The organism is Streptomyces sp. NPDC001750 (assembly GCF_042892615.1).
Classification (GTDB): domain Bacteria; phylum Actinomycetota; class Actinomycetes; order Streptomycetales; family Streptomycetaceae; genus Streptomyces.
Window position 1 is genome coordinate 199106 of the sequence record NZ_JBIAUE010000013.1, and the last position, 24396, is coordinate 223501.

Here is a 24396-nt window from a genome sequence, read left to right on the forward strand (position 1 = left end):
CGGGGCCACGGGCACCGTTCGCTCCAGCTCCGGAAGCGGCCGAACCGGCGCCCGTGGCTCCACTCACGCTCTACTCCTCGTGCTCCCCTGCCGGGGACGACGTGTCCCCGGCGTTGCCCTCGGCCGTGTTCACGGCCGTGCTCTCAACCGTGCTCTCGGCAGACTCCGCCGTCGCGGCCCCGGTGCCCTCCTCGGACCCCTCGACCTCTTCGGCCTCCTGGCCGGCTTCGGCGTTGCGTGCGATGCCGACGACGGCATCGCGCTTGCCCAGATTGATCAGTTGGACGCCCATGGTGTCACGGCCCGTCTCCCTGACTTCATTGACTCGTGTACGAATCACGCCGCCGCCCAGTGTGATGGCGAGGATCTCGTCCGATTCCTCCACCACCAGCGCGCCGACCAGCGAGCCACGGTCCTCCACGATCTTCGCAGCCTTGATGCCGAGGCCGCCACGACCCTGAACCCGGTACTCGTCGACGGCAGTCCGCTTCGCGTAACCGCCGTCGGTGGCAGTGAACACGAACGTGCCCGGACGGACAACATTCATCGAGAGAAGTTCATCGCCCTCGCGGAAGCTCATGCCCTTGACGCCCGAGGTGGCACGGCCCATCGGGCGCAGCGCCTCGTCCGTCGCCGTGAACCGGATCGACTGCGCCTTCTTGCTGATGAGCAACAGATCGTCCTCGGCCGACACCAGCTCCGCGCCGATCAGCTCGTCGGCGGCGCCTTCGGCACCCTCGCCCGTCTCGCGGAGGTTGATCGCGATGACACCACCGGAACGCGGGGAGTCGTAGTCCTTCAACGCGGTCTTCTTCACCAGACCGCCCTTCGTGGCCAGGATCAGGTACGGCGCGGCCTCGTAGTCGCGGATCGCCAGGATCTGGGCGATCCGCTCGTCCGGCTGGAAGGCCAGCAGGTTGGCGACGTGCTGACCGCGCGCGTCCCGCCCGGCGTCCGGGAGTTCGTACGCCTTCGCGCGGTACACCCGGCCCTTGTTGGTGAAGAACAGCAGCCAGTGGTGCGTCGTCGACACGAAGAAGTGGTCGACGATGTCGTCTTCCTTGAGCTTCGTGCCGCGCACACCCTTGCCGCCGCGCTTCTGCGAGCGGTAGTCGTCCGTCTTCGTGCGCTTCACATAGCCGCCACGCGTGATCGTGACGACGATGTCCTCCTCGGCGATCAGGTCCTCGATGGACATGTCGCCCTCGAAGGGCACCAGCTTGGAACGCCGGTCGTCGCCGAACTTCTCGACGATCGCCGCCAGTTCCTCGCTGACGATCTTCCGCTGCCGCTCGGGCGACACCAGGATCGCGTTGTACTCGTTGATCTTCGCCTGGAGTTCGTCGTGCTCGGCGGTGATCTTCTGGTGCTCCAGGGCGGCCAGCCGACGCAACTGCATCTCCAGGATCGCGTTCGCCTGGATCTCGTCGATCTCCAGCAGGCCCATCAGGCCGTCGCGCGCCACCTCGACCGTCTGACTGCTGCGGATGAGCGCGATGACCTCGTCGATCGCGTCCAGGGCCTTGAGCAGACCGCGCAGGATGTGCGCCCGCTCCTCCGCCTTGCGCAGCCGGAACCGCGTGCGCCGGACGATGACCTCGATCTGGTGCGTCACCCAGTGGCGGATGAACGCGTCGATCGAGAGCGTGCGCGGCACGCCGTCGACCAGCGCCAGCATGTTGGCACCGAAGTTGGTCTGCAGATCGGTGTGCTTGTACAGGTTGTTCAGCACGACCTTGGCGACCGCGTCCCGCTTCAGCACGACGACGAGCCGCTGACCGGTGCGCGAGGAGGTCTCGTCGCGGACGTCCGCGATCCCGCCGATCTTGCCGTCCTTCACCAGGTCGGCGATCTTCTGCGCCAGGTTGTCGGGGTTGGTCTGGTACGGGAGTTCCGTGACCACCAGGCACTGGCGGTTCTGGATCTCCTCGACCTCGACGACCGCGCGCATCGTGATCGAGCCGCGGCCGGTGCGGTACGCCTCCTCGATGCCCTTGCGGCCCACCACGAGCGCGCCGGTCGGGAAGTCCGGACCCTTGATCCGCTCGATCAGGGCGTCCAGGAGCTCCTCCTGCGAGGCCTCCGGGTGCTCCAGGTACCACTGCGCGCCATCCGCGACCTCGCGCAGGTTGTGCGGCGGGATGTTGGTCGCCATGCCAACCGCGATACCCGCGGAGCCGTTGACCAACAGGTTCGGGAAACGGGCCGGCAGGACCGTCGGCTCCTGGTTGCGGCCGTCGTAGTTGTCCTGGAAGTCGACGGTCTCCTCGTCGATGTCCCGGACCATCTCCATGGACAGCGGCATCATCTTGCACTCGGTGTACCGCATGGCGGCGGCCGGGTCGTTGCCCGGGGAACCGAAGTTGCCGTTGGAGTCCACCAGCGGCATCCGCATCGACCACGGCTGCGCCAGGCGGACCAGGGCGTCGTAGATCGACGAGTCGCCGTGCGGGTGGTACGTACCCATGACGTCACCGACGACACGGGCGCACTTGTAGAAGCCCTTCTCGGGCCGGTAGCCGCCGTCGTACATCGCGTACAGCACCCGGCGGTGGACGGGCTTGAGACCGTCCCGCACATCCGGCAGCGCACGCGAGACGATCACGGACATCGCGTAGTCGAGGTAGGAGCGCTGCATCTCCGTCTCGAGCCCCACGGGCTCGACACGCATGCCCACACCGGCGACGGCGGGCTCCTCTTCGGGTGTCACAGGGGTGTTCTCGTCGGCCATTGCTGGTCAAAGTCCTTTCGAGCGGCGGCTGGCTGGTGCGGCCGACTCAGATGTCGAGGAAGCGGACGTCCTTGGCGTTGCGCTGGATGAACGAGCGCCGCGCCTCGACGTCCTCGCCCATGAGCACCGAGAAGAGGTCGTCGGCCTGCGCCGCGTCGTCCAGCGTGACCTGGCCGAGGACCCGGTGGTCGATGTCCATCGTGGTGACGCGCAGTTCCTCGGCGTTCATCTCGCCGAGACCCTTGAAGCGCTGGATCGAGTCCTCCTTGATCCGCTTCCCGTTCTGCTTGCCCAGCTCCACCAGGGCGTCGCGCTCCCGGTCCGAGTACGCGTACTCGAAGTCGTCCCGGCCCCACTTGATCTTGTAGAGCGGCGGGCGGGAGAGGAACACGTGTCCGGCCTCGACCAGCGGACGCATGAACCGGAAGAGGAACGTCAGCAACAGGGTGTTGATGTGCTGGCCGTCGACGTCGGCGTCCGCCATCAGAATGATCTTGTGATAGCGGAGCTTCTCGATGTCGAAGTCCTCGTGGACCCCGGTGCCGAAGGCCGAGATCAGCGCCTGGACCTCGGTGTTCTGCAGGATCTTGTCGACGCGGGCCTTCTCGACGTTCAGGATCTTGCCGCGGATCGGCAGGATCGCCTGGTACATCGGGTTGCGTCCGGACTTCGCCGAACCACCGGCGGAGTCACCCTCGACGATGAAGATCTCGCACTTCGTCGGGTCGTTGGACTGGCAGTCGCTCAGCTTGCCCGGCAGGGAGGCGCTCTCCAGCAGCCCCTTGCGGCGGGTCAGGTCGCGCGCCTTGCGGGCGGCGACCCGGGCGGTGGCGGCCGCGATGCCCTTGCGGACGATGTCGGCGGCCTCGTTCGGATTGCGGTCGAACCAGTCGGTGAGGTGCTCGTGGACGGCCTTCTGGACGAAGGTCTTCGCCTCCGTGTTGCCCAGCTTGGTCTTCGTCTGGCCCTCGAACTGGGGCTCGCCCAGCTTCACCGAGATGATCGCCGTCAGACCCTCGCGGATGTCGTCGCCCGTGAGGTTGTCGTCCTTGTCACGGAGCAGCTTCTTGTCGCGCGCGTACTTGTTGACCAGCGCGGTCAGCGCCGCGCGGAAGCCCTCCTCGTGCGTACCGCCCTCGTGCGTGTGGATCGTGTTCGCGAAGGAGTACACGCCCTCGGTGTACTGCGTGTTCCACTGCATCGCGATCTCGGCCGAGAGCATGCGCTCCTTGTCCTCGGCCTCGATGTCGATCACCGACTGGTGAATGACGTCGCCCTTGCGGGAGTTGAGGTACTTCACGAAGTCGACGATGCCGCCCTCGTAGTGGTACGTGACCGTGCGGGCCTGCTCCTCCTCGGCGACCTCGGCCACCTCGGCGACGTCCGCGCCCGCCGTCGCCTTGGCCGACTCGCGCTCGTCGGTGAGCCGGATCGTCAGGCCCTTGTTGAGGAAGGCCATCTCCTGGAAGCGACGCGACAGCGTCTCGAAGGAGTACTCGGTGGTCTCGAAGATGCCCCCGTCGGCCCAGAAGGTGACCGACGTACCGGACTCGTCGGTCGCCTCGTTGCGGGCCAGCGGGGCCGTGGGCGCGCCGAACTTGTAGTCCTGGCTCCAGCGGTAACCGTCCGTCTTGACGTCCACGGACAGGCGCGTCGACAGCGCGTTCACCACGGAGACGCCGACACCGTGCAGACCGCCGGAGACGGCGTAGCCGCCGCCGCCGAACTTGCCGCCCGCGTGCAGGACCGTCAGCACGACCTCGACCGCCGGCTTGTTCTCCGACGGCACGATGCCGACCGGGATGCCGCGGCCGTTGTCGACCACGCGGACACCGCCGTCGGCGAGGATCGTGACGTCGATGGTGTCCGCGTGCCCGGCCAGGGCCTCGTCGACCGAGTTGTCGACGACCTCGTACACGAGGTGGTGGAGGCCGCGCTCACCGGTCGAGCCGATGTACATGCCAGGTCGCTTGCGGACCGCGTCCAGGCCCTCCAGGACGGTGATCGCACTGGCGTCGTACGAGGCCGCGGCCTCGCCGGAGGCGGGCGCCCCGACGGTGGCCACGGCCTCGGCGAGGGCAGCGGCCCCGGTGGGAGCGCCGCCCCCGCCGTTCTCACCGGATGCGGACGGAATGTTCTCGTTGGGGTTGCCGGAATCGGCCACGAAGCGCCCTTTCTGGCACAGCACAGGCCATCCTCCGGACAGTCCGGAGCGGCTGCGTCGTTCGGCTTGTAATCGACGACTCCCGCGAAATGCGGGATTGTCCACCAGTCTACCGGTAGCGCTGACACTCATGGGGGTTTGCCGGTACCTGAGTACGCATGTGCCGCCCTCAATGAGCGGCTGACGACTCCCCATATTCGGGAAGGGCCCCCAGGGGGCTCACGCGGGCATTGTGCGCTTCGGGCTGTCAACCACCCGCTACCGTGAGGGACGCCCCACTTCCGCCTCATGGTTTCGACCGCCGCACAGCCGTACGACACGGGCGCGGGGGACGGCGCGCCAAGCGACCGCAGAACGGGTCCGCTCACCGCCCCGGACCGGAAACCCGCAGGTCCGCGGCCCGGAACCGGCACGGCCACGAAACGGATCCCGTGGCTCCACGGCCCGCTCCGGCGCTCGCCCCGTCCGGGGGGCCGCCTCGGAACGGACCGGAGCCCTCGGAACGACCTGAGTCCGGGCCGGGCACGTCAGGCGTGGACGTACACGTCAGCCGTAGGTGTCGCCGGGGCCCCTGCTCCCCGGGGCCCGCAGCGGACCGAACCGGCGCTGCGGGCCCCCCGGCCCCAGCACCTTGATCATCCGCACCGTGCCCTGCCCCAGGTCCGCGTTCAGCCGGGCCACCAGCTGGGGCGCCAGCAGCCGCAGCTGCGTCGCCCACGCCGTCGAGTCGCACTGCACCGTCAGCACCCGCTCGTCCGGGTCCTCGTCGTAGCGCAGCGGCACGCAGTGCTTGGCCAGGTCCTCGCCCACGATCTGCGGCCAGCGCCCCATCACCCCGCCCACCGCGGCGGGCGTCTCCCAGCCCCGCTCGGTGATCAGACGGTTGATCGCGGCGCCCAGCGGCAGTGGATCACGCCCGTCGGCCCGCGCCCCGGAACGCAGCCCTCCGCCCCGCCGGGCCTGCTTGCGCTGCTGCACGGCGGCACCGCGCGCCCGCGCCTGCTCCTTCGCCGCGCGCAGCGCCACCCGGGCCAGATCGACGCCCGACGGCTCCGGCGGCTCCGCCCCCGCCGGCCGCAGCCCCTCCCCGGGCATCCCGGAGGCCCCGGCGGCCTCGCCCCGGCCGATCACAGCCGCTCCACCTCGCCCGCGGACACCGCGTACCGCGCACCCGACAGCACACCGGGAACGTCGTCGTCCACCGCGGCCGTCACCAGCACCTGCTCGCCCGGCGCGACCAGCTCCGCCAGCCGCTCCCGCCGACGTGCGTCCAGCTCGGCGAAGACGTCGTCCAGCACCAGCACCGGCTCGTTGCCCTCGCCGCGCAGCAGCTCGTACGAGGCCAGCCGCAGGGCCAGCGCGTACGACCAGGACTCGCCATGACTCGCGTACCCCTTGGCCGGCATCCCGCGCAGCCCCAGCAGCAGATCGTCGCGGTGCGGGCCGACCAGCGTCACGCCCCGCTCGATCTCCTGCTTGCGGGCCTGCTCCAGGGCCGCGATCAACCGCTCGTACAGCTCCTCGCGCGTCCCCGCCGACCCCACGTCCGTACCGACCGAGCTCCGGTACTCCAGCGTCACCGGACCACCGCCCGGCGCCACGTCCCCGTACGCCTTGTCGGCCAGCGGCCGAAGCGTGGCGATCAGGTCCAGCCGCCGCGCCAGCAGCTCCGCGCCCACCCGGCCCAGATGCTGATCCCACACGTCGAGGGTGGACAGGTCCATCGACCGGCCGCCGTGCCTGCGCGCCATCGCCGCCGACTTCAGCAGGGTGTTGCGCTGCTTGAGCACCCGCTCGTAGTCGGCACGCACCCCCGCCATCCTCGGCGAACGCGCCGTGATCAGCTCGTCGAGGAAACGCCGACGCTCACCGGGGTCGCCCTTGACCAGCGCCAGGTCCTCCGGCGCGAACAGCACCGTACGCACGATCCCCAGTACGTCCCTGGGCCTGACCTGCGAGGATCGGTTGATCCTGGCCCTGTTGGCCTTGCCCGGGTTGAGCTCCAGCTCGACCAGCTGGGAACGCTCGCCCTGGGTGACGGCGGCCCGGACCACCGCCCGGTCCGCGCCCATCCGCACCAGCGGCGCGTCCGAGGAGACCCGGTGGCTGCCGAGCGTCGCCAGGTAGCCGACGGCCTCCACCAGGTTCGTCTTGCCCTGGCCGTTGGCCCCCACGAACGCGGTGACGCCCGGATCAAGAGGTACCTCGACCCGGGCGTACGAGCGGAAGTCGGCCAGCGAGAGATGCGTGACATGCATGGGTGTGCGCCGACCTTCCCGGCTTACTGCTCCGTACTTCGTGCTCCGGGGTACGGGCCGGGGGCGACCCCCTTTCCGTACCCGTCGCGGCTACTTCGTGGTCTCGACCGCGTGGCCGCCGAACTGGTTGCGCAGCGCGGCGATCATCTTCATCTGCGGGGAGTCCTCCTGTCGCGAGGCGAACCGCGCGAAGAGGGACGCCGTGATCGCGGGCAGCGGGACCGCGTTGTCGATCGCGGCCTCCACCGTCCAGCGTCCCTCGCCGGAGTCGGCGGCGTAACCGCGGAGCCCGTCGAGGTGCTCGTCCTCGTTCAGCGCGTTCACCGCCAGGTCCAGCAGCCAGGAACGGATGACCGTGCCCTCCTGCCAGGAACGGAAGACCTCGCGCACGTCGGTGACGGAGTCGACCTTCTCCAGCAGCTCCCAGCCCTCGGCGTACGCCTGCATCATGGCGTACTCGATGCCGTTGTGGACCATCTTCGCGAAGTGGCCCGCGCCGACCTTGCCGGCGTGGACGGAACCGAAGTCCCCCGCGGGCTTCAGCGCGTCGAAGACCGGCTGGACCTTCGCCACGTTCTCGGCGTCGCCGCCGTACATCAGCGCGTAGCCGTTCTCCAGGCCCCAGACACCGCCGGAGACCCCGCAGTCCACGAAGCCGATGCCCTTGATGCCCAGCTCGACCGCGTGCTTCTCGTCGTCCGTCCAGCGGGAGTTCCCGCCGTCCACGACGACGTCGCCGGGGGACAGGAGCCCGGCCAGCTCGTCTATCGTGGCCTGGGTCGGGGCGCCGGCCGGCACCATCACCCAGACGACCCGCGGGCCCTTCAGCTTGCCCACGAGCTCTTCCAGGCTCGCGACGTCCGAGAGGTCCGGATTGCGGTCGTAGCCGATGACGGTGTGGCCTGCGCGGCGGATGCGCTCGCGCATGTTGCCGCCCATCTTGCCGAGGCCGACGAGACCGAGCTCCATCAGAGATTCCTTAAGCGTTGTGCCGATTCGTACCCGGGACCGAGCCTACGCCCGCAAGGGGACGGACCGGCGTGCGTGCCCGGCGGGGGCACGCACGCCGTGGTCGGTGTCCCGGCCCCGACGACCGTCGTGCGAGCGGGGCACGGAGAGCCCGGTCAGCCGGAGAGACGCACCGGCATGATCAGGTACTTGTACGCCTCGTCGGCCTCGGCGTCGACCGCCGGACGGCCGCTCAGCAGCGCGGGCTTCGTCGACGTCGTGAAGGACAGCTGGGCGACGGGGGAGTCGATCGCGCTCAGACCGTCCAGCAGGAAGGTCGGATTGAAGGCGATCGAGATGTCGTCGCCCTCCAGCACCGCGTCCACCCGCTCCACAGCCTGTGCGTCGTCGCTCGAACCGGCCTCCAGGATCAGCACGCCCTGCTCGAAGCTGAGCCGCACCGGGGTGTTCCGCTCGGCGACGAGGGCGACGCGCTTGACGGCCTCGACGAACGGGGCGGTCTCGATCACCGCGACCGAGTTGAACTCGGTCGGGAACAGCGTGCGGTACTTCGGCAGGTCGCCTTCGAGCAGCCGTGTGGTGGTGCGCCGACCCGCGCCCTCGAAACCGATCAGACCCTCACCGGCGCCCGAGCCCGACAGCGCCAGCGTCACCGTGTCGCCACTGGTCAGCGCCTTGGCGGTGTCCAGCAGCGTCTTGGCGGGCACCAGCGCGACGGCCGAGGCGTCCGGGTTCTCCGGCTTCCACAGGAACTCACGGACCGCGAAGCGGTACCGGTCGGTGGAGGCCAGGGTGACCGTCTCGCCCTCGATCTCGATGCGCACACCGGTCAGGACCGGCAGCGTGTCGTCACGGCCCGCGGCGATGGCCACCTGGGCGACGGCCGAGGCGAAGACCTCACCGGGAACGGTTCCGGTCGCCGTCGGCATCTCCGGAAGTGCCGGGTACTCCTCCACAGGAAGGGTGTGGAGTGTGAACCGCGAGGAGCCGCAGACCACGGTCGCCCGTACACCGTCTGTGGAGATCTCCACCGGACGGTTGGGAAGGGCGCGGCAGATGTCGGCGAGCAGGCGGCCGGAGACCAGGACCGTGCCGTCCTCCTCCACCTCGGCGTCCACCGAGACCCGGGCCGAGACCTCGTAGTCGAAGCTGGAGAAGCTGAGGGCGCCGTCCTCCGCCTTCAGCAGAAGGCCCGCGAGAACGGGCGCCGGCGGACGGGCCGGGAGGCTGCGGGCCACCCAGGCCACCGCCTCCGCGAGTACATCGCGCTCCACCCGGATCTTCACCGGAACCGCCTCCTGCTGTTGCTCGCTCGCCCTGCCGGCCTTCGACATCTGATCGGGCCCCCCGTCCATGACGACGGGATGACGCCGGAGACCAGTCTGACGTACGGCACCGACACTCGGTGCTGCTCGGGGTCAAGTCGCGGCGAGGTGTCCGGCGAGCGTCGGCCCCGAGTTGTGCACAGCCCCTGCTTCGAAACGGATTCCGAGCTAACTCTATGTGGGAGTAGTAGTAGGGCTTGTGGAAACCGTGGATAACGTCGTTGCCGCAGGTCAGGGCCGATTTTTTGTCCACTGCCCCTGTGGGTGCCGCAGTGGAGAACCCGGCACTTCTGTGGACACTCGAAAGTTCTGCACAACGGATACACAGGGCAGGGGGGTTTCTCCCCAGAGCCGTCCCCAGTTTTACCCGCGTTCCCCACAGCCCAACCGCCCCTCTTGGTGTGACGCCTTTCACTCGGCGCAGTGAGAAGCGGTGTCGCGTTGCCGAACAGTGGACAGGGGTGTGGAGAAGCCCGGGTTGGCTGGGGACAACGGGCTCGTAGCTGTGGGGTGTCAGTGGACAACAGCAGCAGCGTCCTGTGGGCAAAGATTTTTTCCACAGGCTGTGGATCACTGTTTGCCACAAATCCCCAGGGCTGTGACCTGGTCTGATGGAGCATCGGCAGCCACTGCTGTGGAAGCAGTATGGACAACTTCTGGATCCCCAGGCTGTGGAGGGGAAAATCTCCCCAGATCTGTGGAGAACAGGTCTGGGGCGGCAGGTATTCGAACACTGCGAACGCGTCGTGGCCGGGGGAGGGGGTCCGGAAGGGCCGCGAACCGGCCTTGAACAGGCTTCGCAGGGGGGAGAGGAGGCACCGGCCGGGCCTCGGGACGGGCATTCGGGCGTCGACGCGGGGCGGCGGAGAGGCTCGGAGCGGCGTGCGGAGGCCGTGAGCGCATCGTGCCCGCGCAGAAGCGCCGACGTACAGGGGCGCCCGCGGCGGACCCCGGCCGAGGGTTCCACCGCAGGCGCCCCTGCGGTACGTACGGCGTGTTCCGGATGGGACGGCCCGGCAGCCCGGCTGGCAAGCAGGACCGCGGCGGTGCCCGGCCGGGCGGCGGCACGGGCAGCGGAAGCCGGGCAGCGCCGGCACGGCAGCGGGCCCAGTGGCGTGGCCGGCCGGCCGGTCAGCCGTTCTTGATGCGGTTCGTGAGCTCGGTGACCTGGTTGTAGATGGACCGTCGCTCCGCCATCAGCGCGCGGATCTTCCGGTCCGCGTGCATCACCGTCGTGTGGTCGCGGCCACCGAACTGCGCCCCGATCTTGGGCAACGAGAGATCGGTCAGCTCACGGCACAGGTACATGGCGATCTGGCGGGCCGTCACCAGCACACGGCTGCGCGAGGTTCCGCAGAGATCGTCCACCGTCAGGCCGAAGTAGTCCGCGGTCGAGGCCATGATGGCCGTCGCCGTGATCTCCGGTGCCGTGTCCTCGCCGCCCGGGATCAGATCCTTCAGCACGTGCTCGGTCAGCCCCAGGTCCACCGGCTGGCGGTTGAGGCTGGCGAACGCCGTGACCCGGATCAGCGCGCCCTCCAGCTCCCTGATGTTCCGGGAGATGCGGGAAGCGATGAACTCCAGGACCTCCGGCGGGGCGTTGAGCTGCTCCTGGACCGCCTTCTTGCGGAGGATGGCGATCCGCGTCTCCAGCTCCGGCGGCTGCACATCGGTGGTCAGCCCCCACTCGAAGCGGTTGCGCAACCGGTCCTCCAGGGTCACCAGCTGCTTGGGCGGCCGGTCCGAGGACAGCACGATCTGCTTGTTGGCGTTGTGGAGCGTGTTGAAGGTGTGGAAGAACTCCTCCTGCGTCGACTCCTTGCTCGCCAGGAACTGGATGTCGTCGACCAGCAGGATGTCCACGTCGCGGTACCGCTTGCGGAAGGTGTCGCCCTTGCCGTCGCGGATCGAGTTGATGAACTCGTTGGTGAACTCCTCGGAGCTCACGTACCGCACCCGGGTGCCCGGGTAGAGGCTGCGGGCATAGTGCCCGATGGCGTGCAGCAGGTGCGTCTTCCCCAGCCCGGACTCCCCGTAGATGAAGAGCGGGTTGTACGCCTTGGCCGGGGCCTCGGCGACCGCGACCGCCGCGGCGTGCGCGAACCGGTTGGACGCGCCGATCACGAAGGTGTCGAAGAGGTACTTCGGATTCAGCCGCGCCGCCGGTTCCCCGGGGCCGGGTGCGGCGGCGGGCTGGGTTCCCATCGGCCCGGGGCCGCCGGGCCGTCCGGTGCCGGGGGCGGCGGGCCGGTGCGGGGCCTGGGCATCGGGCAGCTCGTGGCGCTCGGGCCGCTGCTGCTCGTAGCCCTGGCGCTCGGGCGGCTGGGGCCGGTAGTCGTGCTGCTGATGCCCGCCGGGGTACGGCTCGCGCCACTGGTCCGCAGCGGTGTCGCGCTCCTGGAAGGCACCGAGCCGGGGCTGCTGCCAGGGGAGGTCCTCCTGGGTGCGCGGCCACGCACCGGGGTCGCGGCGCTGCTGCTGGTAGTCGGGATAGGCGGGCCGGGCGGTCGGCATGCCGTCGTCCGAGGGCCGGTGCCCGTACCCGTCGTACGCATCAACGTGCTGACGATCGTCATGCGGGGGCCCCGGATAGCGCGGCGGCTGCGGCGGCTGGTGCATCGGAGGCGCGGGCGGGCTCGCGGGTTCCCCCGCGGAGTCGTCGACGGTGATCGCGATACGGATCGGTCGGCCGCACTCGCGGCTCAGCGTCTCGCTGATCAGCGGCGCCAGCCGGCCCTCCAGCACGCGCTTGCCCCACTCGTTGGGGACAGCGAGCAGCGCAGTGTCGGCGACCAGCGCGAGCGGCTGGCAGCGCTCGATCCACTGCTTGTCCTTCGGCTCGATGCCCTGCTGGCCCTCCCCGAGGAGCTGCTCCAGCACGCGTGGCCACACTGCGGCAAGATCGGCAGGTACGTCAGCCACAAAGCACGCTCTCTCGCTGGTCCCACGAATGTGTGGTTCTCGGGACGGGGTGGGTCGGTATGGGTGAGGACCGGCAGGCAGGAAGAAAAAGAACCGGAGTTCGGCCACGGTAGTCAGGGCGACCCGGGTCGTTCAAGTTGTTGTCCACAGCCTGTGCACAGTGAGGGGTGTCGCGGAGCTGGTTTGACCGGATGGCGTAGCCGCGCGTACCGTGACCAGGTCGAGTTGTCGATGGCTGCTGCCGCCTGCCTCCGATGGGCAAAGATCACGATCTGTGATCGTGAAGCGGTGCACTTGAGCGTTTACGCGAGTCTCTCGTGGGCGCACGGTGACAGCCAGACGACGTCCCGCCAAAACCCGAGTCATTTCTGGAGCCCCCGAGTGAGCAAGCGCACCTTCCAGCCGAACAACCGTCGTCGCGCGAAGACCCACGGCTTCCGGCTGCGGATGCGCACCCGTGCCGGCCGCGCGATTCTCGCGTCCCGCCGTGCCAAGGGTCGCGCCAACCTGTCCGCCTGATCGCTTACAGGTCATGACGTGCTGCCTACCGAGAATCGGCTGAGGCGGCGCGAGGACTTCGCGACCGCAGTACGCCGAGGACGCCGGGCCGGCCGCCCGCTCCTTGTCGTTCATCTACGCAGCGGTGCCACGGACCCGCACGTGACTGGGGAGGATGCTCCCCCGCCACGTGCGGGTTTCGTTGTCAGCAAAGCCGTGGGTGGAGCGGTCGTGCGCACGGCAGTGAAGCGCAGGCTTCGCCATCTGGTCCGCGAACGGCTGGCCCTGCTGCCCCCCGGTAGCCTGGTTGTCGTACGAGCGCTGCCCGGAGCGGGCGACGCCGAGCACGAACAACTGGCCCGAGACCTGGACGCCGCACTCCAGCGGCTGCTGGGAAGGGGCGCGCGATGAAGTACCCGCTGCTGGCTCTCATCAAGCTCTATCAGTGGACGATCAGCCCGCTTCTCGGGCCTGTCTGCCGTTACTACCCGTCGTGTTCCCACTATGGATATACGGCGATCGACCGGCACGGAGCGATCAAGGGAACCGCGCTGACGGCTTGGCGCATCCTGCGGTGCAATCCGTGGTCACCCGGTGGCGTGGACCATGTTCCACCACGCAAACGTCCGCGTTGGCACGAACTGCTGCGCAACGCCATGCGCGGTGGCAAGGGCGGGGACTCCGCCGCTGATGTGCCTCCCGGAGGGTCGGTTTCCGAACCTTCGAGCCCGGCCGCAGAGACTTCGCCCAATGCTCAAGGAGCCTGATTAGTGGACACGATTGCCAGTCTGTTCAGCTTTATCACCTGGCCCGTCTCATGGGTCATCGTTCAGTTCCACAAGTTGTACGGAGCGATCTTCGGCGACAACACCGGCTGGGCCTGGGGCCTGTCCATCGTGTCCCTGGTGGTACTGATCCGGATCTGCCTGATCCCGCTCTTCGTGAAGCAGATCAAGTCGACCCGCAACATGCAGGTGCTCCAGCCGAAGATGAAGGCGATCCAGGAGCGCTACAAGAACGACAAACAGCGTCAGTCCGAAGAGATGATGAAGCTGTACAAGGAGACGGGCACCAACCCGCTCTCCTCGTGCCTTCCCATCCTCGCGCAGTCGCCGTTCTTCTTCGCCCTGTACCACGTGCTCTCGTCCATCGCCTCGGGCAAGACGATCGGTGTCATCGACCAGCCGCTGCTCGACAGCGCACGTCAGGCGCACATCTTCGGGGCTCCGCTCGCCGTCAAGTTCATGGACACCGAGGAGAAGGCCCAGGCCCTCGGCGCCTCCCTGACCGACGTCCGGGTCGTCACCGCGGTCATGATCGTGATGATGTCGGCGTCCCAGTTCTTCACCCAGCGCCAGCTGATGACGAAGAACGTAGACCTGACGGTCAAGACGCCGTTCATGCAGCAGCAGAAGATGCTGATGTACATCTTCCCGGTGATCTTCGCCGTCATGGGCGTCAACTTCCCCGTCGGTGTCCTCGTGTACTGGCTGACCACCAACGTCTGGACCATGGGTCAGCAGATGTACGTGATCAATCAGAACCCGACCCCGGGCAGCAAGGCGCAGGACCAGTACCTCGGACGGCTGCTGAAGAGCGTCAGCACCCATGGCCAGGTCCGCGGCAGGACCAGGCGGAACATGATCAAGCGCATTGTGGCCAAGGGTCCTGACCGCAATGACATCGAGCGGAAGTTCATCACCGGCCTGGCGAAGCAGGGCTACGCCGCCCAGGAGGACGGCACGGTGATCAAGAGCGACACGGCTGTCGCCGAGGCCGAGGGCGGAGCCGCGCAGCGGCGCCAGCAGCCCAAGCGCCAGACCAAGGCCCAGCGCCAGACCGGTGCCGGTACGGCCCACCAGGCGGGAGCCAAGGCCGCCGGAAGCACTCCCGCGCGGGCCAAGGCTTCCCAGCAGAAGTCGGACACCTCGCAGGACGACACGTCCAAGTCGGCGGGCGAGGCCGCGTCCGGTTCCTCACGCCAAGCCAAGTCCGGACAGCGCAAGGGTCCGCAGCGGCCCAAGCACCCGTCCAAGAAGTAAGAAGGAGTCCATCCGTGACGGAAGGCACCACCTCCACGGCCGCTGAGGGCAGCGACACCTTGACCCGCCTCGAGCAGGAGGGCGAGATCGCGGCGGACTACCTCGAGGGCCTGCTCGACATCGCCGATCTCGACGGCGACATCGACATGGACGTCGAGGCGGACCGGGCCGCGGTCTCGATCATCAGCGACTCGGCACGTGATCTGCAGAAGCTCGTGGGCCGCGACGGTGAGGTGCTGGAGGCGCTTCAGGAGCTGACGCGGCTCGCCGTGCACCGGGAAACCGGTGACCGCAGCCGTCTGATGCTGGACATCGCCGGCTTCCGGGCCAAGAAGCGCGCCCAGCTCGCCGAACTGGGCGCCAAGGCCGCGGACGAGGTCAAGAACACCGGTCAGCCGGTGAAGCTGGACCCGATGACGCCGTTCGAGCGCAAGGTCGTGCACGACGCGGTCGCGGCCGCCGGTCTGCGCAGCGAGTCCGAGGGCGAGGAGCCGCAGCGCTTCGTCGTCGTTCTCCCGGCCTGACTGGACCCTTGTTCTGTCGGCCCCGTCTGTTCGCAGACGGGGCCGATCTTTGTCAGCCTGATAGTCAGCCGGCCGCAGTGCGGTCGAGTGGTATGGAAGGACGGTTTCCGTGACGGCGGAAGTAGAGCTTCCCCAAGCGCCCGAGGGCGCGCGGGCGGTATTCGGTGACTTCTTCCCGGAGGCTGTCCGGTACGCGGAACTGCTGGCGGACGCCGGGGTGACGCGGGGGCTGATCGGTCCGCGCGAGGTTCCCCGGCTGTGGGAGCGGCATCTGCTGAACTGCGCGGTGCTCTCCGAGGTCGTGCCTGAAGGCGTCACGGTCTGCGATGTGGGCTCCGGTGCGGGCCTTCCGGGGATTCCGCTGGCACTGGTGCGCCCCGACCTGAAGATCACTCTGCTGGAGCCCCTGCTGCGACGCACCAATTTCCTCCAGGAAGTCGTCGAACTGCTGGGCCTGGACCATGTGACGGTGGTGCGCGGCCGGGCCGAGGAGGTTCTGGGAAAGGTCCAGCCGGTCCACGTGGTGACGGCTCGCGCCGTGGCGCCGCTCGATCGACTGGCCGGCTGGGGCGTTCCGCTTCTGCGCCCGTACGGAGAGATGCTGGCCCTCAAGGGCGACACCGCCGAGGAGGAGCTCAGTGGAGCGCGTGCCGCGCTGAGCAAGCTGGGCGTGGTGGAGACCGAGGTGCTGCATGTCGGTGAGGGCATCGTCGATCCCATGTCCACGGTCGTGCGGGTGGTGGTTGGGGAGAGCCCGGGCGGTGTGAGGTTCGCCGCGAAGAGGGCCAAGGCCGCGAGGACGAGCCGCACGAGGCGTCGTCGCTGACACCCTCGGACGTGCCGTGGAAGCGCCGACTGCTCGGAGTCGGGCAGTTTGGAGGGCGGTCCGGTACGTTGCCGTACGCGCGTGATGCGGAGTGTCGATGCCCCTGCAGCTACGCTGCAGGGGCATCGTGTTTCACGTGAAACGTCGCTCTCTGCTGCAGGGGATCATCAGCCGCGGTCGTGCCGCTGCCGCACCGCGGCGTCGCAGGCCCGTTAGGGCTACCGAGTTGTCCACAGAAGTGGATTCGTCCACAGAAGAGCGGGCCTCGCTGGTTCACGACCCCGAAAGCATGGCAGGCTCTGTTCATTGCGAGCCTGAAGTCGAGGAGAGTGAATCCTTGCGGTCCGACGCCAACATCGCGGGACCGATGACCGACCCGGTCCCCGGTCCCAGAACCGAATCGGCGGGGGAGGGTGTTTCACGTGAAACACCGCCGCCGATGGACGACACACCCATCGGTCGTGCGGCACAGCTGGCTGTCGAGGCCATCGGCCGCGCCGGTGAGGGCCTGCCCCGCCCCGACCGGACACGCATCATGGTGGTGGCCAACCAGAAGGGCGGCGTGGGCAAGACGACCACGACGGTCAACCTCGCCGCTTCCCTCGCGCTTCACGGCGCACGCGTTCTCGTGATCGACCTCGACCCACAGGGGAACGCCTCTACGGCCCTGGGGATCGACCACCACGCCGAAGTCCCCTCCATCTATGACGTCTTGGTGGAGAGCAGGCCCCTGTCCGAGGTGGTTCAGCCCGTTCAGGACGTCGAGGGCCTCTTCTGCGCTCCCGCCACCATCGATCTCGCCGGTGCGGAGATCGAACTGGTGTCGCTGGTGGCGCGGGAGAGCCGGCTCCAGCGAGCGATCCAGGCGTACGAGCAGCCGTTGGACTACATCCTGATCGACTGCCCGCCCTCGCTCGGTCTGCTGACGGTCAACGCCCTGGTCGCCGGTGCGGAGGTACTGATCCCCATCCAGTGCGAGTACTACGCACTGGAAGGACTCGGCCAGCTGTTGCGCAACGTGGATCTGGTGCGTGGACATCTCAATCCCGAGCTTCATGTGTCGACGATCCTGCTCACCATGTACGACGGCAGGACCAGGCTCGCGTCGCAGGTCGCGGAGGAGGTGCGGACCCACTTCGGCAAGGAGGTGCTGCGCACCAACATCCCCCGGTCGGTGCGCATTTCGGAGGCACCGAGTTACGGGCAGACCGTGCTGACCTATGACCCGGGTTCGAGTGGGTCGCTGTCCTACCTCGAAGCGGCGCGTGAGATCGCCCTGCGAGGTGTTGGGGTGCAGTACGAGGCCCGGCATGCCCACGCGGGCAGCGGGAACAGCCAGCAGAGCAATTCGGAGGGGATTCAGTGAGTGAGCGTCGTAGAGGGTTGGGGCGTGGGCTGGGTGCCCTGATTCCCGCCGCTCCGCAGGAGAAGCAGGTGCCGGGAGCGGCCTCTGCCGGTGCGGGCCCTGTCGTGGCGCCGGGACGTGGCGTGGCTGCCGCAAAGGTGGCCTCTCTGACGTCCGCGCCGGTTGTCCCGGAGCCCAGTGCGCCGGTTTCGGAATCCGTGGCGGCCATGGAAGCGGTGGGTGTCGCTGGGGCGTATTTCGCCGAGATTCCGCTCGGCGCCATTACGCCCAATCCGCGTCAGCCCCGCGAGGTGTTCGACGAGGACGCGCTCGCCGAACTGGTGACGTCCATCAAGGAAGTGGGCCTTCTCCAGCCCGTCGTCGTCCGGAAGGCGGGGCCGGACCGCTATGAGCTCATCATGGGGGAGCGCCGCTGGAGGGCGTGCCGGGAGGCGGGACTGGAGCGGATCCCTGCCATCGTCCGGGCCACGGAGGACGAGAAACTTCTGCTGGACGCTCTCCTGGAGAACCTCCACCGGGCTCAGCTGAACCCCTTGGAGGAGGCGGCGGCGTACGACCAGCTGCTCAAGGACTTCAAGTGCACGCATGACCAGCTGGCCGACCGGATCGGACGCTCCCGCCCGCAGGTCTCCAACACCTTGCGCCTGCTGAGGCTGTCGCCGCAGGTTCAGCGGAGAGTAGCGGCCGGGGTGCTGTCGGCCGGACACGCGCGGGCGCTGCTCTCCGTGGACGACTCGGAGGAGCAGGACAAGCTGGCGCATCGCATCGTGGCCGAAGGTCTGTCGGTGCGTGCGGTCGAAGAGATCGTGACGCTGATGGGCTCCACCTCCGCGGCTTCCGCCAAGTCCAAGGGGCCGCGGGCCGGTGGCCGGGTGTCGCCGGCGCTGTCCGAGCTCGCCTCCCGTCTGTCGGATCGTTTCGAGACCAGGGTGAAGGTCGACCTCGGGCAGAAGAAGGGGAAGATCGTCGTCGAGTTCGCGTCCATGGAGGATCTCGACCGCATCCTCGGCAGCCTGGCACCGGGCGAGGGCCGGGTGCTGGACCGGGAGACCGAGGAGAGCGCCGAGGGCGACGAGGCCTGAGCCGGGACGGAAGAAGAGGGCGGGCTGTGCTCCGAAAGACACCGGAACTCGGCCCGCCCTTTGCTTTCTCACGGTGTCGGCTTGATGCCGGGGTGGATACGATGCGTTCTGGTACGGCCCATCCGGCTTGAGCCGCTCGGCGGAGCGGGGCCGTGACCGGCGAGTCGCGGCCGATCAGTGACGGTGGGGGCTGGAGTCGGGCGCTGTCGGAGGGCTCGCCGGTGGTCCGCTTCCGCTCCCGCTGCTCGTGTGCGGCGCACTCACGGTCGTACGCGATGCGGCAGGGCGAAGGAAGTGAGGAACAGTCTTCATGGGGCGACGGCTCGTACCGCTCACACTGGACAATCTCTCCGATCTACCCAAGCGCTGCCGCACGTGTGTCTTCTGGGAGCTTGATCCGGTCAGTGGGGAAGCCGCGATGAAGGCGGGGACGCCAGAGCTGGAGAAGGAGGCATGGATCTCCGCCGTTCTGCTGGAGTGGGGATCGTGCGGCCGTGTTGTCTATGTCGACGATGTGCCGGTGGGTTTCGTCCTCTACGCGCCGCCGGCCTATGTGCCGCGGTCGATGGCGTTTCCGACGAGTCCGGTCTCTCCCGACGCCGTGCAACTGATGACCGCGTGGATCACCCCCGGGTATCAGGGGCAGGGGCTGGGCCGGGTGATGGTGCAGACCGTCGCCAAAGATCTGCTGCGTCGGGGGTGCAAGGCGATCGAGGCTTTCGGAGACGCCCGTTGGAAGGAACCGGCCTGTGTGCTTCCCGTAGATCACCTTCTCGCGGTCGGTTTCAAGACCGTGCGGCCCCATCCCGTTCATCCGCGGCTGAGACTGGAACTCCGGGCGACTCTGTCCTGGAAGGAGGACGTCGAGCTGGCACTGGACAGGTTGCTGGGAGCCGTTCAGAAGGAGCCGGCTCTACGGCCGCTGTGATCCATCTGCTGTGATCCGGGGTCCCGGAGCAAAGCGAAACGGTCCGTCCCTCAGAGGACGGACCGTTTCACGTGAAACAACGAACGACTGCCTTATTCGCTGATGAAGCTTTCGAGGTCGCGGAGAATCGCGGCCTTCGGCTTGGCGCCGACGATGGTCTTGGCGACCTCTCCGTCCTGGTAGACGTTCAGGGTCGGGATGGACATGACGCCGTACTTGGCGGCCGTGCCGGGGTTCTCGTCGATGTTGAGCTTGACGATCTCGATCTGGTCGCCGTGCTCGGCGGCGATGGCCTCCAGAGACGGCGCGATCTGGCGGCACGGACCGCACCAGGCGGCCCAAAAGTCCACCAGGACGGGCTTCTCGCTCTTCAGGACGACCTCGTCGAAGGTGTCGTCGGTCACGTTCTTCAGGGCGCCGGCCACGGCGGTCTCCTTAATTACTTGGGGTGTGGGGTGTAGGGACGTGAATCAGGCGGTCGCCGCTGCGGCCTTCTCCTCGTCGGCGAGCGCGGCGAGGAAGCGCTCGGCGTCGAGAGCGGCGGAGCAGCCCGTGCCGGCGGCGGTGATCGCCTGCCGGTAGGTGTGGTCGACAACATCACCGGCGCCGAATACACCGGTCAGGTTGGTGCGGGTCGAGGGGGCGTCGACCTTGAGGTAGCCCTCGTCGTCGAGGTCGAGCTGTCCCTTGAAGAGCTCGGTGCGCGGGTCGTGGCCCACCGCGATGAACAGGCCGGTCACCGCGATCTCCGACGTCTCGCCGGTCTTGGTGTTCCGAAGGGTGAGGCTGGAGAGCTTCTGCTCGCCGTGGATCTCGGCAACCTCGCTGTCCCAGGCAAACTTGATCTTCGGGTCGGCGAAGGCGCGCTCCTGCATGGTCTTGGACGCGCGCAGCGTGTCGCGGCGGTGGACGATGGTGACCGACTTGGCGAAGCGGGAGAGGAAGGTCGCCTCCTCCATCGCGGTGTCGCCGCCGCCGACCACGGCGATGTCCTGGTCCTTGAAGAAGAAGCCGTCGCAGGTGGCGCACCAGGAGACACCGCGTCCGGAGAGGATGTCCTCGTTGGGGAGGCCGAGCTTGCGGTGCTGCGACCCGGTCGCCACGATGATGGCCTTCGCGCGGTGGACCGTGCCCGCCGTGTCGGTGACCGTCTTGATGTCACCGTCGAGGTTGACGGAGACGATGTCGTCGGGGACGAGCTCGGCGCCGAAGCGCTCGGCCTGGGCGCGCATGTTGTCCATGAGTTCGGGGCCCATGATCCCGTCCTGGAAGCCCGGGAAGTTCTCTACATCGGTGGTGTTCATCAGCGCGCCGCCTGCGGTGACGGCGCCCTCGAAGACCAGCGGCTTCAGCGAGGCACGTGCGGTGTAAAGGGCGGCCGTGTAGCCCGCGGGGCCGGAGCCGATGATGATCACGTTACGGACGTCGCTCACGGGTTTCTTCCTCGTCTCTGCAGACTGCCTACTGTCCACGCCTACTGGGGTCGGTTCAACGACTCTCACCCCACCCAACGGATCCTACGGGGGATGCATTCCCATCGTGGTGGGGCCGCGTCGGACGCCTTTCTCAGGGGCGTGCGTAGGTGTGGGTGAGCAGCAGTTTCCCCTTGGCGACGCCCTTGTCCCGGGTACAGGCGGCGTCGACGACGTATGCCTGGACGCGGGTTGGTTCGGAGCGGTGGGGGAGGACGACGAGGAAGGCGTCCGTGCCTTCGTAGGTGCCCGCTTCCACGGCGACGGCCGGGGTGTCACGGCCGATGCCCTGCTGGATGCAGGCCGGTACGGAGGTGGCCGACGTGCGCAAGGGTGTGTGGGGTGCCTTGGACTCGGAAGGGGCGTTCCCGGGCGGTGATTCAGCCATGATGGACGGTGGCTGTTCCTCGGCGCCGACGCCGTCCGGGGCCGATGGCCTCCTGTCGGCGTGCCGGAGAAGCGTGCGCACATGTCCTTCGAGGGTGGATTCCGAGAAGGTCGAGGTCTCACTGGGTGTGGAGTCGGAGCTGCGGTTCGCCGACTTGGTCGCTGTGGCGTCCTGGGACGTCTGGTCGTTCTGCAATAGGAGGATGCCCAGCCCGATGACGGCCGCGCCGAGAGCGGCACCGAGCACGGTCGAGCGGCGTCGGCGACGGGTGGGGCGACGTCCGGGGCCGGTGGCAGCCCCGGGGCGCCCTGTGGGGCGGTCCTGGGCCGAGTTCTCCTTGTCGGGTCTCGTCGCCGCGGCCGACCGTGTTTCACGTGAAACAGGTGCCGAGGGATCGGAGACCGTGGTATCGAGGGCCGCGGCGGCGAGTGCGGCGTCGATACGGTCCGCGACATTGTCGGGCATGCGCTGTGGCGCAGGCACGGTGCCGAGCAGTTCACGGATCTCGATGAGCGAGGTGTGGACGTCGTCACAGGGCTCGCACTCGTCCATGTGCTCGCGCACTTCGTCCGCGCGTGCCGACGGGAGGAGCCCCTCCGTGAGGTCGGAGATCTCCGAAACATCCGGATGCCCGCTCGTGTCGGTCGATGTCATGCCTGTCCACCTCCGCCCTTCACCGCAGCAGGATCGCTTGGGCCCGTGTCTTTCGGCCCCGATGCGGGTGGGACGGATGCACGGGGCGTCCGGTTCCTTTCCACGGTCGGCCCGGCCGTTCCCACGCCTCCGTCGCGTAGATGTGTGAGCAGGGGAGCGAGTCGTGCCCTGCCGCGGGCACAGCGGCTCTTCACCGTGCCGGTGGGCACGTCGAGGATGCGCGCGGCCTCGGCCACCGGATATCCCTGCATGTCCACGAGGACGAGCGCCGCGCGCTGCTCGGTCGGGAGTGTGGAGAGCGCGGCCAGGAGCTCGCGGTGCAGGTCCTGCCGTTCCGCCGGTGCCTCTGCGGACTCGTGTGGTTCGAGGAGCCGCTCGAACCGCTTCGTGTCGTCGACCGGCGAGGTCTTGCGGGTGGCAGCCTTGCGCACCCGGTCGAGACAGGCATTGACGGTGATGCGATGCAGCCAGGTGGTGACGGCGGACTGACCACGGAAGGAATGCGCGGCACGGAAGGCGGAGACCAGGGCGTCCTGGACGGCATCGGCCGCTTCCTCGCGATCGCCGAGGGTGCGCAGCGCCACGGCCCACAGCCGGTCCCGATGGCGGCGTACCAGCTCGCCGAAGGCGTCGGGATCTCCAGCGATGTGGCGGGACATAAGCGTAGTGTCTGTAGAGCCGAAATCACCGGACTCATTATCCATTCATTTCCCACCATTCCGCGCGCAGGAGGCTTCTATTTCGTTAAATGAACCCGTCTAGCCTTAATGCTGTGTAGTTAGGGTTTACCGGGAAACAAGCCGTCGCTTTCGGCTCTGAGGCTCGTTTCCCTGGTATAGGGAGTCCGGAGGAGATCGAGGCTGGGCGCGACACCTACCCGCGCTCGCACCGTCTGCTGATCACGGCGGACGCGGGCGGTTCCAGCGGCTACCGTACCCGGGCCTGGAAGTCCGAGTTGGCCGCGCTGGCTGTCGAGACCGGCCTGGAGATCACCGTGTGTCACTTTCCTCCGGGCACATCCAAGTGGAACCGAATCGAGCACCGACTGTTCTCCCACATCACGATGAACTGGCGGGGTAGGCCGCTGACCAGCCATGAAGTCATCGTGAACAGGATCGCAGCGACCATCACCCGCACGGGACTAACAGTCCGCGCCGAACTCGACACCGCCATCTACGAGACCGGCGTCCGCATCAGTGACGGTCAGTTGAACGTCCCGCCACTGAGCCACCATGGCTGGCACGGCGACTGGAACTACACTTCCATCCCCAGGAAACACCGCCGGGACGGCGTCCTTCCGATCCCGCCCCAGAACGAAGCTGGCCCAGGCCACGGCCGGCTGACCCATCCCGTCCTCACCGGCATCCCGCACGAACAGTGGGACTCGCTGGTCACCGAGTTGGCAGCCGCCAGCGTGGCCCAGCGGGAAGCAGAACTCCATCAGCGACGCGGCGGCCAGCAGAAAACCCCTGCCGCTGGTCTCTACACCGGTCGACACCCCGGCCTCACCCCCGTCGGCTGGCTCCTGGCCCCCATCCTCTACCAGAGGTCAAGCTCCCCCAGGTCGCTCTCGCCCCGCTCTTCACCGTGACACCCGTGACCCTCAACCGGGCCCTCAGCCAAACCCGCCGACTCCTCCACGACATCGGACACGCCAATGAACCCGCCGAGACGTGACTGGCCACCTTCGCCGATCTCGCCGACCTCACCACACACCTAGGACTTGTCCGGTCGATCATGTGCGAAGCCAGATGACGAGTGCTGCTGCGGTGGCGGTGCCGAGGTAGACGTAGCCTCGTTTGTCGTATCTGGTGGCCACGGCCCTGTGCTGTTTGAGGCGGTTGATTGCTCGTTCGATGGTGTTGCGTTTCTTGTACCGCTCTTCGTCGAAGCCGGGTGGTCTTCCGCCGCGTGAGCCCTTGCGCCGGCGGGCGGCCTGGCTGTCGGTCTTCTCCGGGATGGTGTGACGGATGCCCCGGCGCCGCAGGAACTCGCGGCAGGGCCCGTTGCTGTAGGCCTTGTCGGCGGCAAGGCTGTCCGGCTTCTTGCGGGGTCTGCCCCGCCCTGGCCTGGGGACGCGGATCTTGTCCAGGACCGGCTTGAACTGGGTGCAGTCCGCCCGCTGTCCCGGTGTGACGATGAGGGACAGTGGGCGGCAGCGGCCGTCCGCGCTCAGGTGGACCTTGCTGGTGAACCCGCCGCGCGAGCGGCCCAGGCCCTCACTTCCCGCACCACCTCCGCCAGGCG

At 68.1% G+C, this 24396-nt stretch carries 21 protein-coding genes and 1 pseudogene; 10 read left to right on the top strand and 12 right to left on the bottom strand.

Annotated features, from left to right (window positions below; all coding sequences use genetic code 11):
* Positions 1–70: 70 nt before the first annotated feature.
* The 7 genes from gyrA to dnaA all read right to left on the bottom strand — a co-directional run bounded on the left by gyrA (position 71) and on the right by dnaA (position 12369).
* On the bottom strand, positions 71–2731 hold the full coding sequence (gene gyrA / locus ACFYY6_RS21440; RefSeq protein ID WP_389194642.1) for a DNA gyrase subunit A: 2661 nt from the start codon (positions 2729–2731) through the stop codon (positions 71–73).
* Between the two features lie 46 nt (positions 2732–2777).
* On the bottom strand, positions 2778–4919 hold the full coding sequence (gene gyrB / locus ACFYY6_RS21445) for a DNA topoisomerase (ATP-hydrolyzing) subunit B (RefSeq protein WP_351517578.1): 2142 nt from the start codon (positions 4917–4919) through the stop codon (positions 2778–2780).
* A 522-nt stretch (positions 4920–5441) separates the two neighbouring features.
* A complete protein-coding gene (locus ACFYY6_RS21450; RefSeq protein ID WP_351631240.1) occupies positions 5442–5990 on the bottom strand; it encodes a DciA family protein in 549 nt (182 codons plus the stop codon).
* A gap of 32 nt (positions 5991–6022) precedes the next feature.
* On the bottom strand, positions 6023–7153 hold the full coding sequence (recF, locus tag ACFYY6_RS21455) for a DNA replication/repair protein RecF (protein ID WP_351517579.1): 1131 nt from the start codon (positions 7151–7153) through the stop codon (positions 6023–6025).
* A 90-nt stretch (positions 7154–7243) separates the two neighbouring features.
* Entirely contained in the window at positions 7244–8122 is an 879-nt protein-coding gene (gene gnd, locus ACFYY6_RS21460) for a phosphogluconate dehydrogenase (NAD(+)-dependent, decarboxylating) (RefSeq protein ID WP_351517580.1), read from the bottom strand.
* A gap of 155 nt (positions 8123–8277) precedes the next feature.
* Positions 8278–9408 carry a DNA polymerase III subunit beta gene (gene dnaN, locus ACFYY6_RS21465; protein WP_073790880.1) on the bottom strand — a complete coding sequence of 377 codons (1131 nt, stop codon included), beginning with the start codon at positions 9406–9408 and terminating at the stop codon, positions 8278–8280.
* Positions 9409–10578: 1170 nt separating this feature from the next.
* Positions 10579–12369: a chromosomal replication initiator protein DnaA gene (gene dnaA, locus ACFYY6_RS21470; RefSeq protein ID WP_351631155.1), complete on the bottom strand. Its 1791-nt coding sequence runs from the start codon at positions 12367–12369 to the stop codon at positions 10579–10581.
* Between the two features lie 381 nt (positions 12370–12750).
* On the opposite strand from dnaA, the gene rpmH reads away from it, so the two are divergent.
* The 9 genes from rpmH to ACFYY6_RS21515 all read left to right on the top strand — a co-directional run bounded on the left by rpmH (position 12751) and on the right by ACFYY6_RS21515 (position 19635).
* Positions 12751–12888, top strand: coding sequence for a 50S ribosomal protein L34 (gene rpmH / locus ACFYY6_RS21475; RefSeq protein WP_073790753.1), 138 nt, complete (start codon positions 12751–12753; stop codon positions 12886–12888).
* A gap of 18 nt (positions 12889–12906) precedes the next feature.
* Positions 12907–13278: a ribonuclease P protein component gene (gene rnpA, locus ACFYY6_RS21480; RefSeq protein ID WP_073790755.1), complete on the top strand. Its 372-nt coding sequence runs from the start codon at positions 12907–12909 to the stop codon at positions 13276–13278.
* Complete coding sequence (gene yidD / locus ACFYY6_RS21485) at positions 13275–13634, top strand: membrane protein insertion efficiency factor YidD (protein ID WP_073790757.1); 360 nt, start codon at positions 13275–13277, stop codon at positions 13632–13634. Before rnpA ends, yidD begins: the two co-directional genes overlap by 4 nt.
* Positions 13635–13637: 3 nt before the next feature.
* Positions 13638–14909 carry a membrane protein insertase YidC gene (yidC, locus tag ACFYY6_RS21490; RefSeq protein WP_351517583.1) on the top strand — a complete coding sequence of 424 codons (1272 nt, stop codon included), beginning with the start codon at positions 13638–13640 and terminating at the stop codon, positions 14907–14909.
* A 14-nt stretch (positions 14910–14923) separates the two neighbouring features.
* Positions 14924–15433: a R3H domain-containing nucleic acid-binding protein gene (locus tag ACFYY6_RS21495; protein WP_351517585.1), complete on the top strand. Its 510-nt coding sequence runs from the start codon at positions 14924–14926 to the stop codon at positions 15431–15433.
* Positions 15434–15542: 109 nt separating this feature from the next.
* A complete protein-coding gene (rsmG, locus tag ACFYY6_RS21500; protein WP_351517586.1) occupies positions 15543–16259 on the top strand; it encodes a 16S rRNA (guanine(527)-N(7))-methyltransferase RsmG in 717 nt (238 codons plus the stop codon).
* A gap of 289 nt (positions 16260–16548) precedes the next feature.
* Positions 16549–17625: a ParA family protein gene (locus tag ACFYY6_RS21505; protein WP_351517601.1), complete on the top strand. Its 1077-nt coding sequence runs from the start codon at positions 16549–16551 to the stop codon at positions 17623–17625.
* Positions 17622–18707, top strand: coding sequence for a ParB/RepB/Spo0J family partition protein (locus tag ACFYY6_RS21510; protein WP_351517587.1), 1086 nt, complete (start codon positions 17622–17624; stop codon positions 18705–18707). The genes ACFYY6_RS21505 and ACFYY6_RS21510 overlap by 4 nt, the downstream gene beginning before the upstream one ends.
* Positions 18708–19017: 310 nt before the next feature.
* Positions 19018–19635, top strand: coding sequence for a GNAT family N-acetyltransferase (locus ACFYY6_RS21515; RefSeq protein ID WP_351631146.1), 618 nt, complete (start codon positions 19018–19020; stop codon positions 19633–19635).
* A gap of 92 nt (positions 19636–19727) precedes the next feature.
* Here ACFYY6_RS21515 and trxA read toward each other — a convergent pair whose 3' ends face one another.
* The 4 genes from trxA to sigM all read right to left on the bottom strand — a co-directional run bounded on the left by trxA (position 19728) and on the right by sigM (position 22853).
* On the bottom strand, positions 19728–20060 hold the full coding sequence (gene trxA / locus ACFYY6_RS21520) for a thioredoxin (RefSeq protein ID WP_351517589.1): 333 nt from the start codon (positions 20058–20060) through the stop codon (positions 19728–19730).
* Between the two features lie 45 nt (positions 20061–20105).
* Positions 20106–21068, bottom strand: coding sequence for a thioredoxin-disulfide reductase (gene trxB / locus ACFYY6_RS21525; RefSeq protein WP_351517591.1), 963 nt, complete (start codon positions 21066–21068; stop codon positions 20106–20108).
* 133 nt (positions 21069–21201) lie between these two features.
* Positions 21202–22149, bottom strand: coding sequence for a zf-HC2 domain-containing protein (locus ACFYY6_RS21530; protein ID WP_388651483.1), 948 nt, complete (start codon positions 22147–22149; stop codon positions 21202–21204).
* Positions 22146–22853, bottom strand: a complete 708-nt coding sequence (gene sigM / locus ACFYY6_RS21535) for an RNA polymerase sigma factor SigM (protein WP_351631138.1) — start codon at positions 22851–22853, stop codon at positions 22146–22148. Before sigM ends, ACFYY6_RS21530 begins: the two co-directional genes overlap by 4 nt.
* 158 nt (positions 22854–23011) lie before the next feature.
* On the opposite strand from sigM, the pseudogene ACFYY6_RS21540 reads away from it, so the two are divergent.
* A pseudogene (locus ACFYY6_RS21540) lies at positions 23012–23826 on the top strand (ISAzo13 family transposase); the annotation flags it as partial.
* 58 nt (positions 23827–23884) lie between these two features.
* Here the strand turns inward: ACFYY6_RS21540 and ACFYY6_RS21545 are convergent.
* On the bottom strand, positions 23885–24396 hold a 512-nt coding region (locus ACFYY6_RS21545; protein ID WP_389194647.1), incomplete at its 5' end, for an IS5 family transposase.

Bases quoted from the DNA above. Each gene is read 5' to 3' on its own strand.
- gyrA (WP_389194642.1), bottom strand. From the start codon at position 2,731: ATGGCCGACGAGAACACCCCTGTGACACCCGAAGAGGAGCCCGCCGTC.
- ACFYY6_RS21450 (WP_351631240.1), bottom strand. From the start codon at position 5,990: ATGCCCGGGGAGGGGCTGCGGCCGGCGGGGGCGGAGCCGCCGGAGCCG.
- recF (WP_351517579.1), bottom strand. From the start codon at position 7,153: ATGCATGTCACGCATCTCTCGCTGGCCGACTTCCGCTCGTACGCCCGG.
- gnd (WP_351517580.1), bottom strand. From the start codon at position 8,122: ATGGAGCTCGGTCTCGTCGGCCTCGGCAAGATGGGCGGCAACATGCGC.
- yidD (WP_073790757.1), top strand. From the start codon at position 13,275: ATGAAGTACCCGCTGCTGGCTCTCATCAAGCTCTATCAGTGGACGATC.
- ACFYY6_RS21505 (WP_351517601.1), top strand. From the start codon at position 16,549: ATGGCAGGCTCTGTTCATTGCGAGCCTGAAGTCGAGGAGAGTGAATCC.
- ACFYY6_RS21515 (WP_351631146.1), top strand. From the start codon at position 19,018: ATGGGGCGACGGCTCGTACCGCTCACACTGGACAATCTCTCCGATCTA.
- ACFYY6_RS21530 (WP_388651483.1), bottom strand. From the start codon at position 22,149: ATGACATCGACCGACACGAGCGGGCATCCGGATGTTTCGGAGATCTCC.
- sigM (WP_351631138.1), bottom strand. From the start codon at position 22,853: ATGGATAATGAGTCCGGTGATTTCGGCTCTACAGACACTACGCTTATG.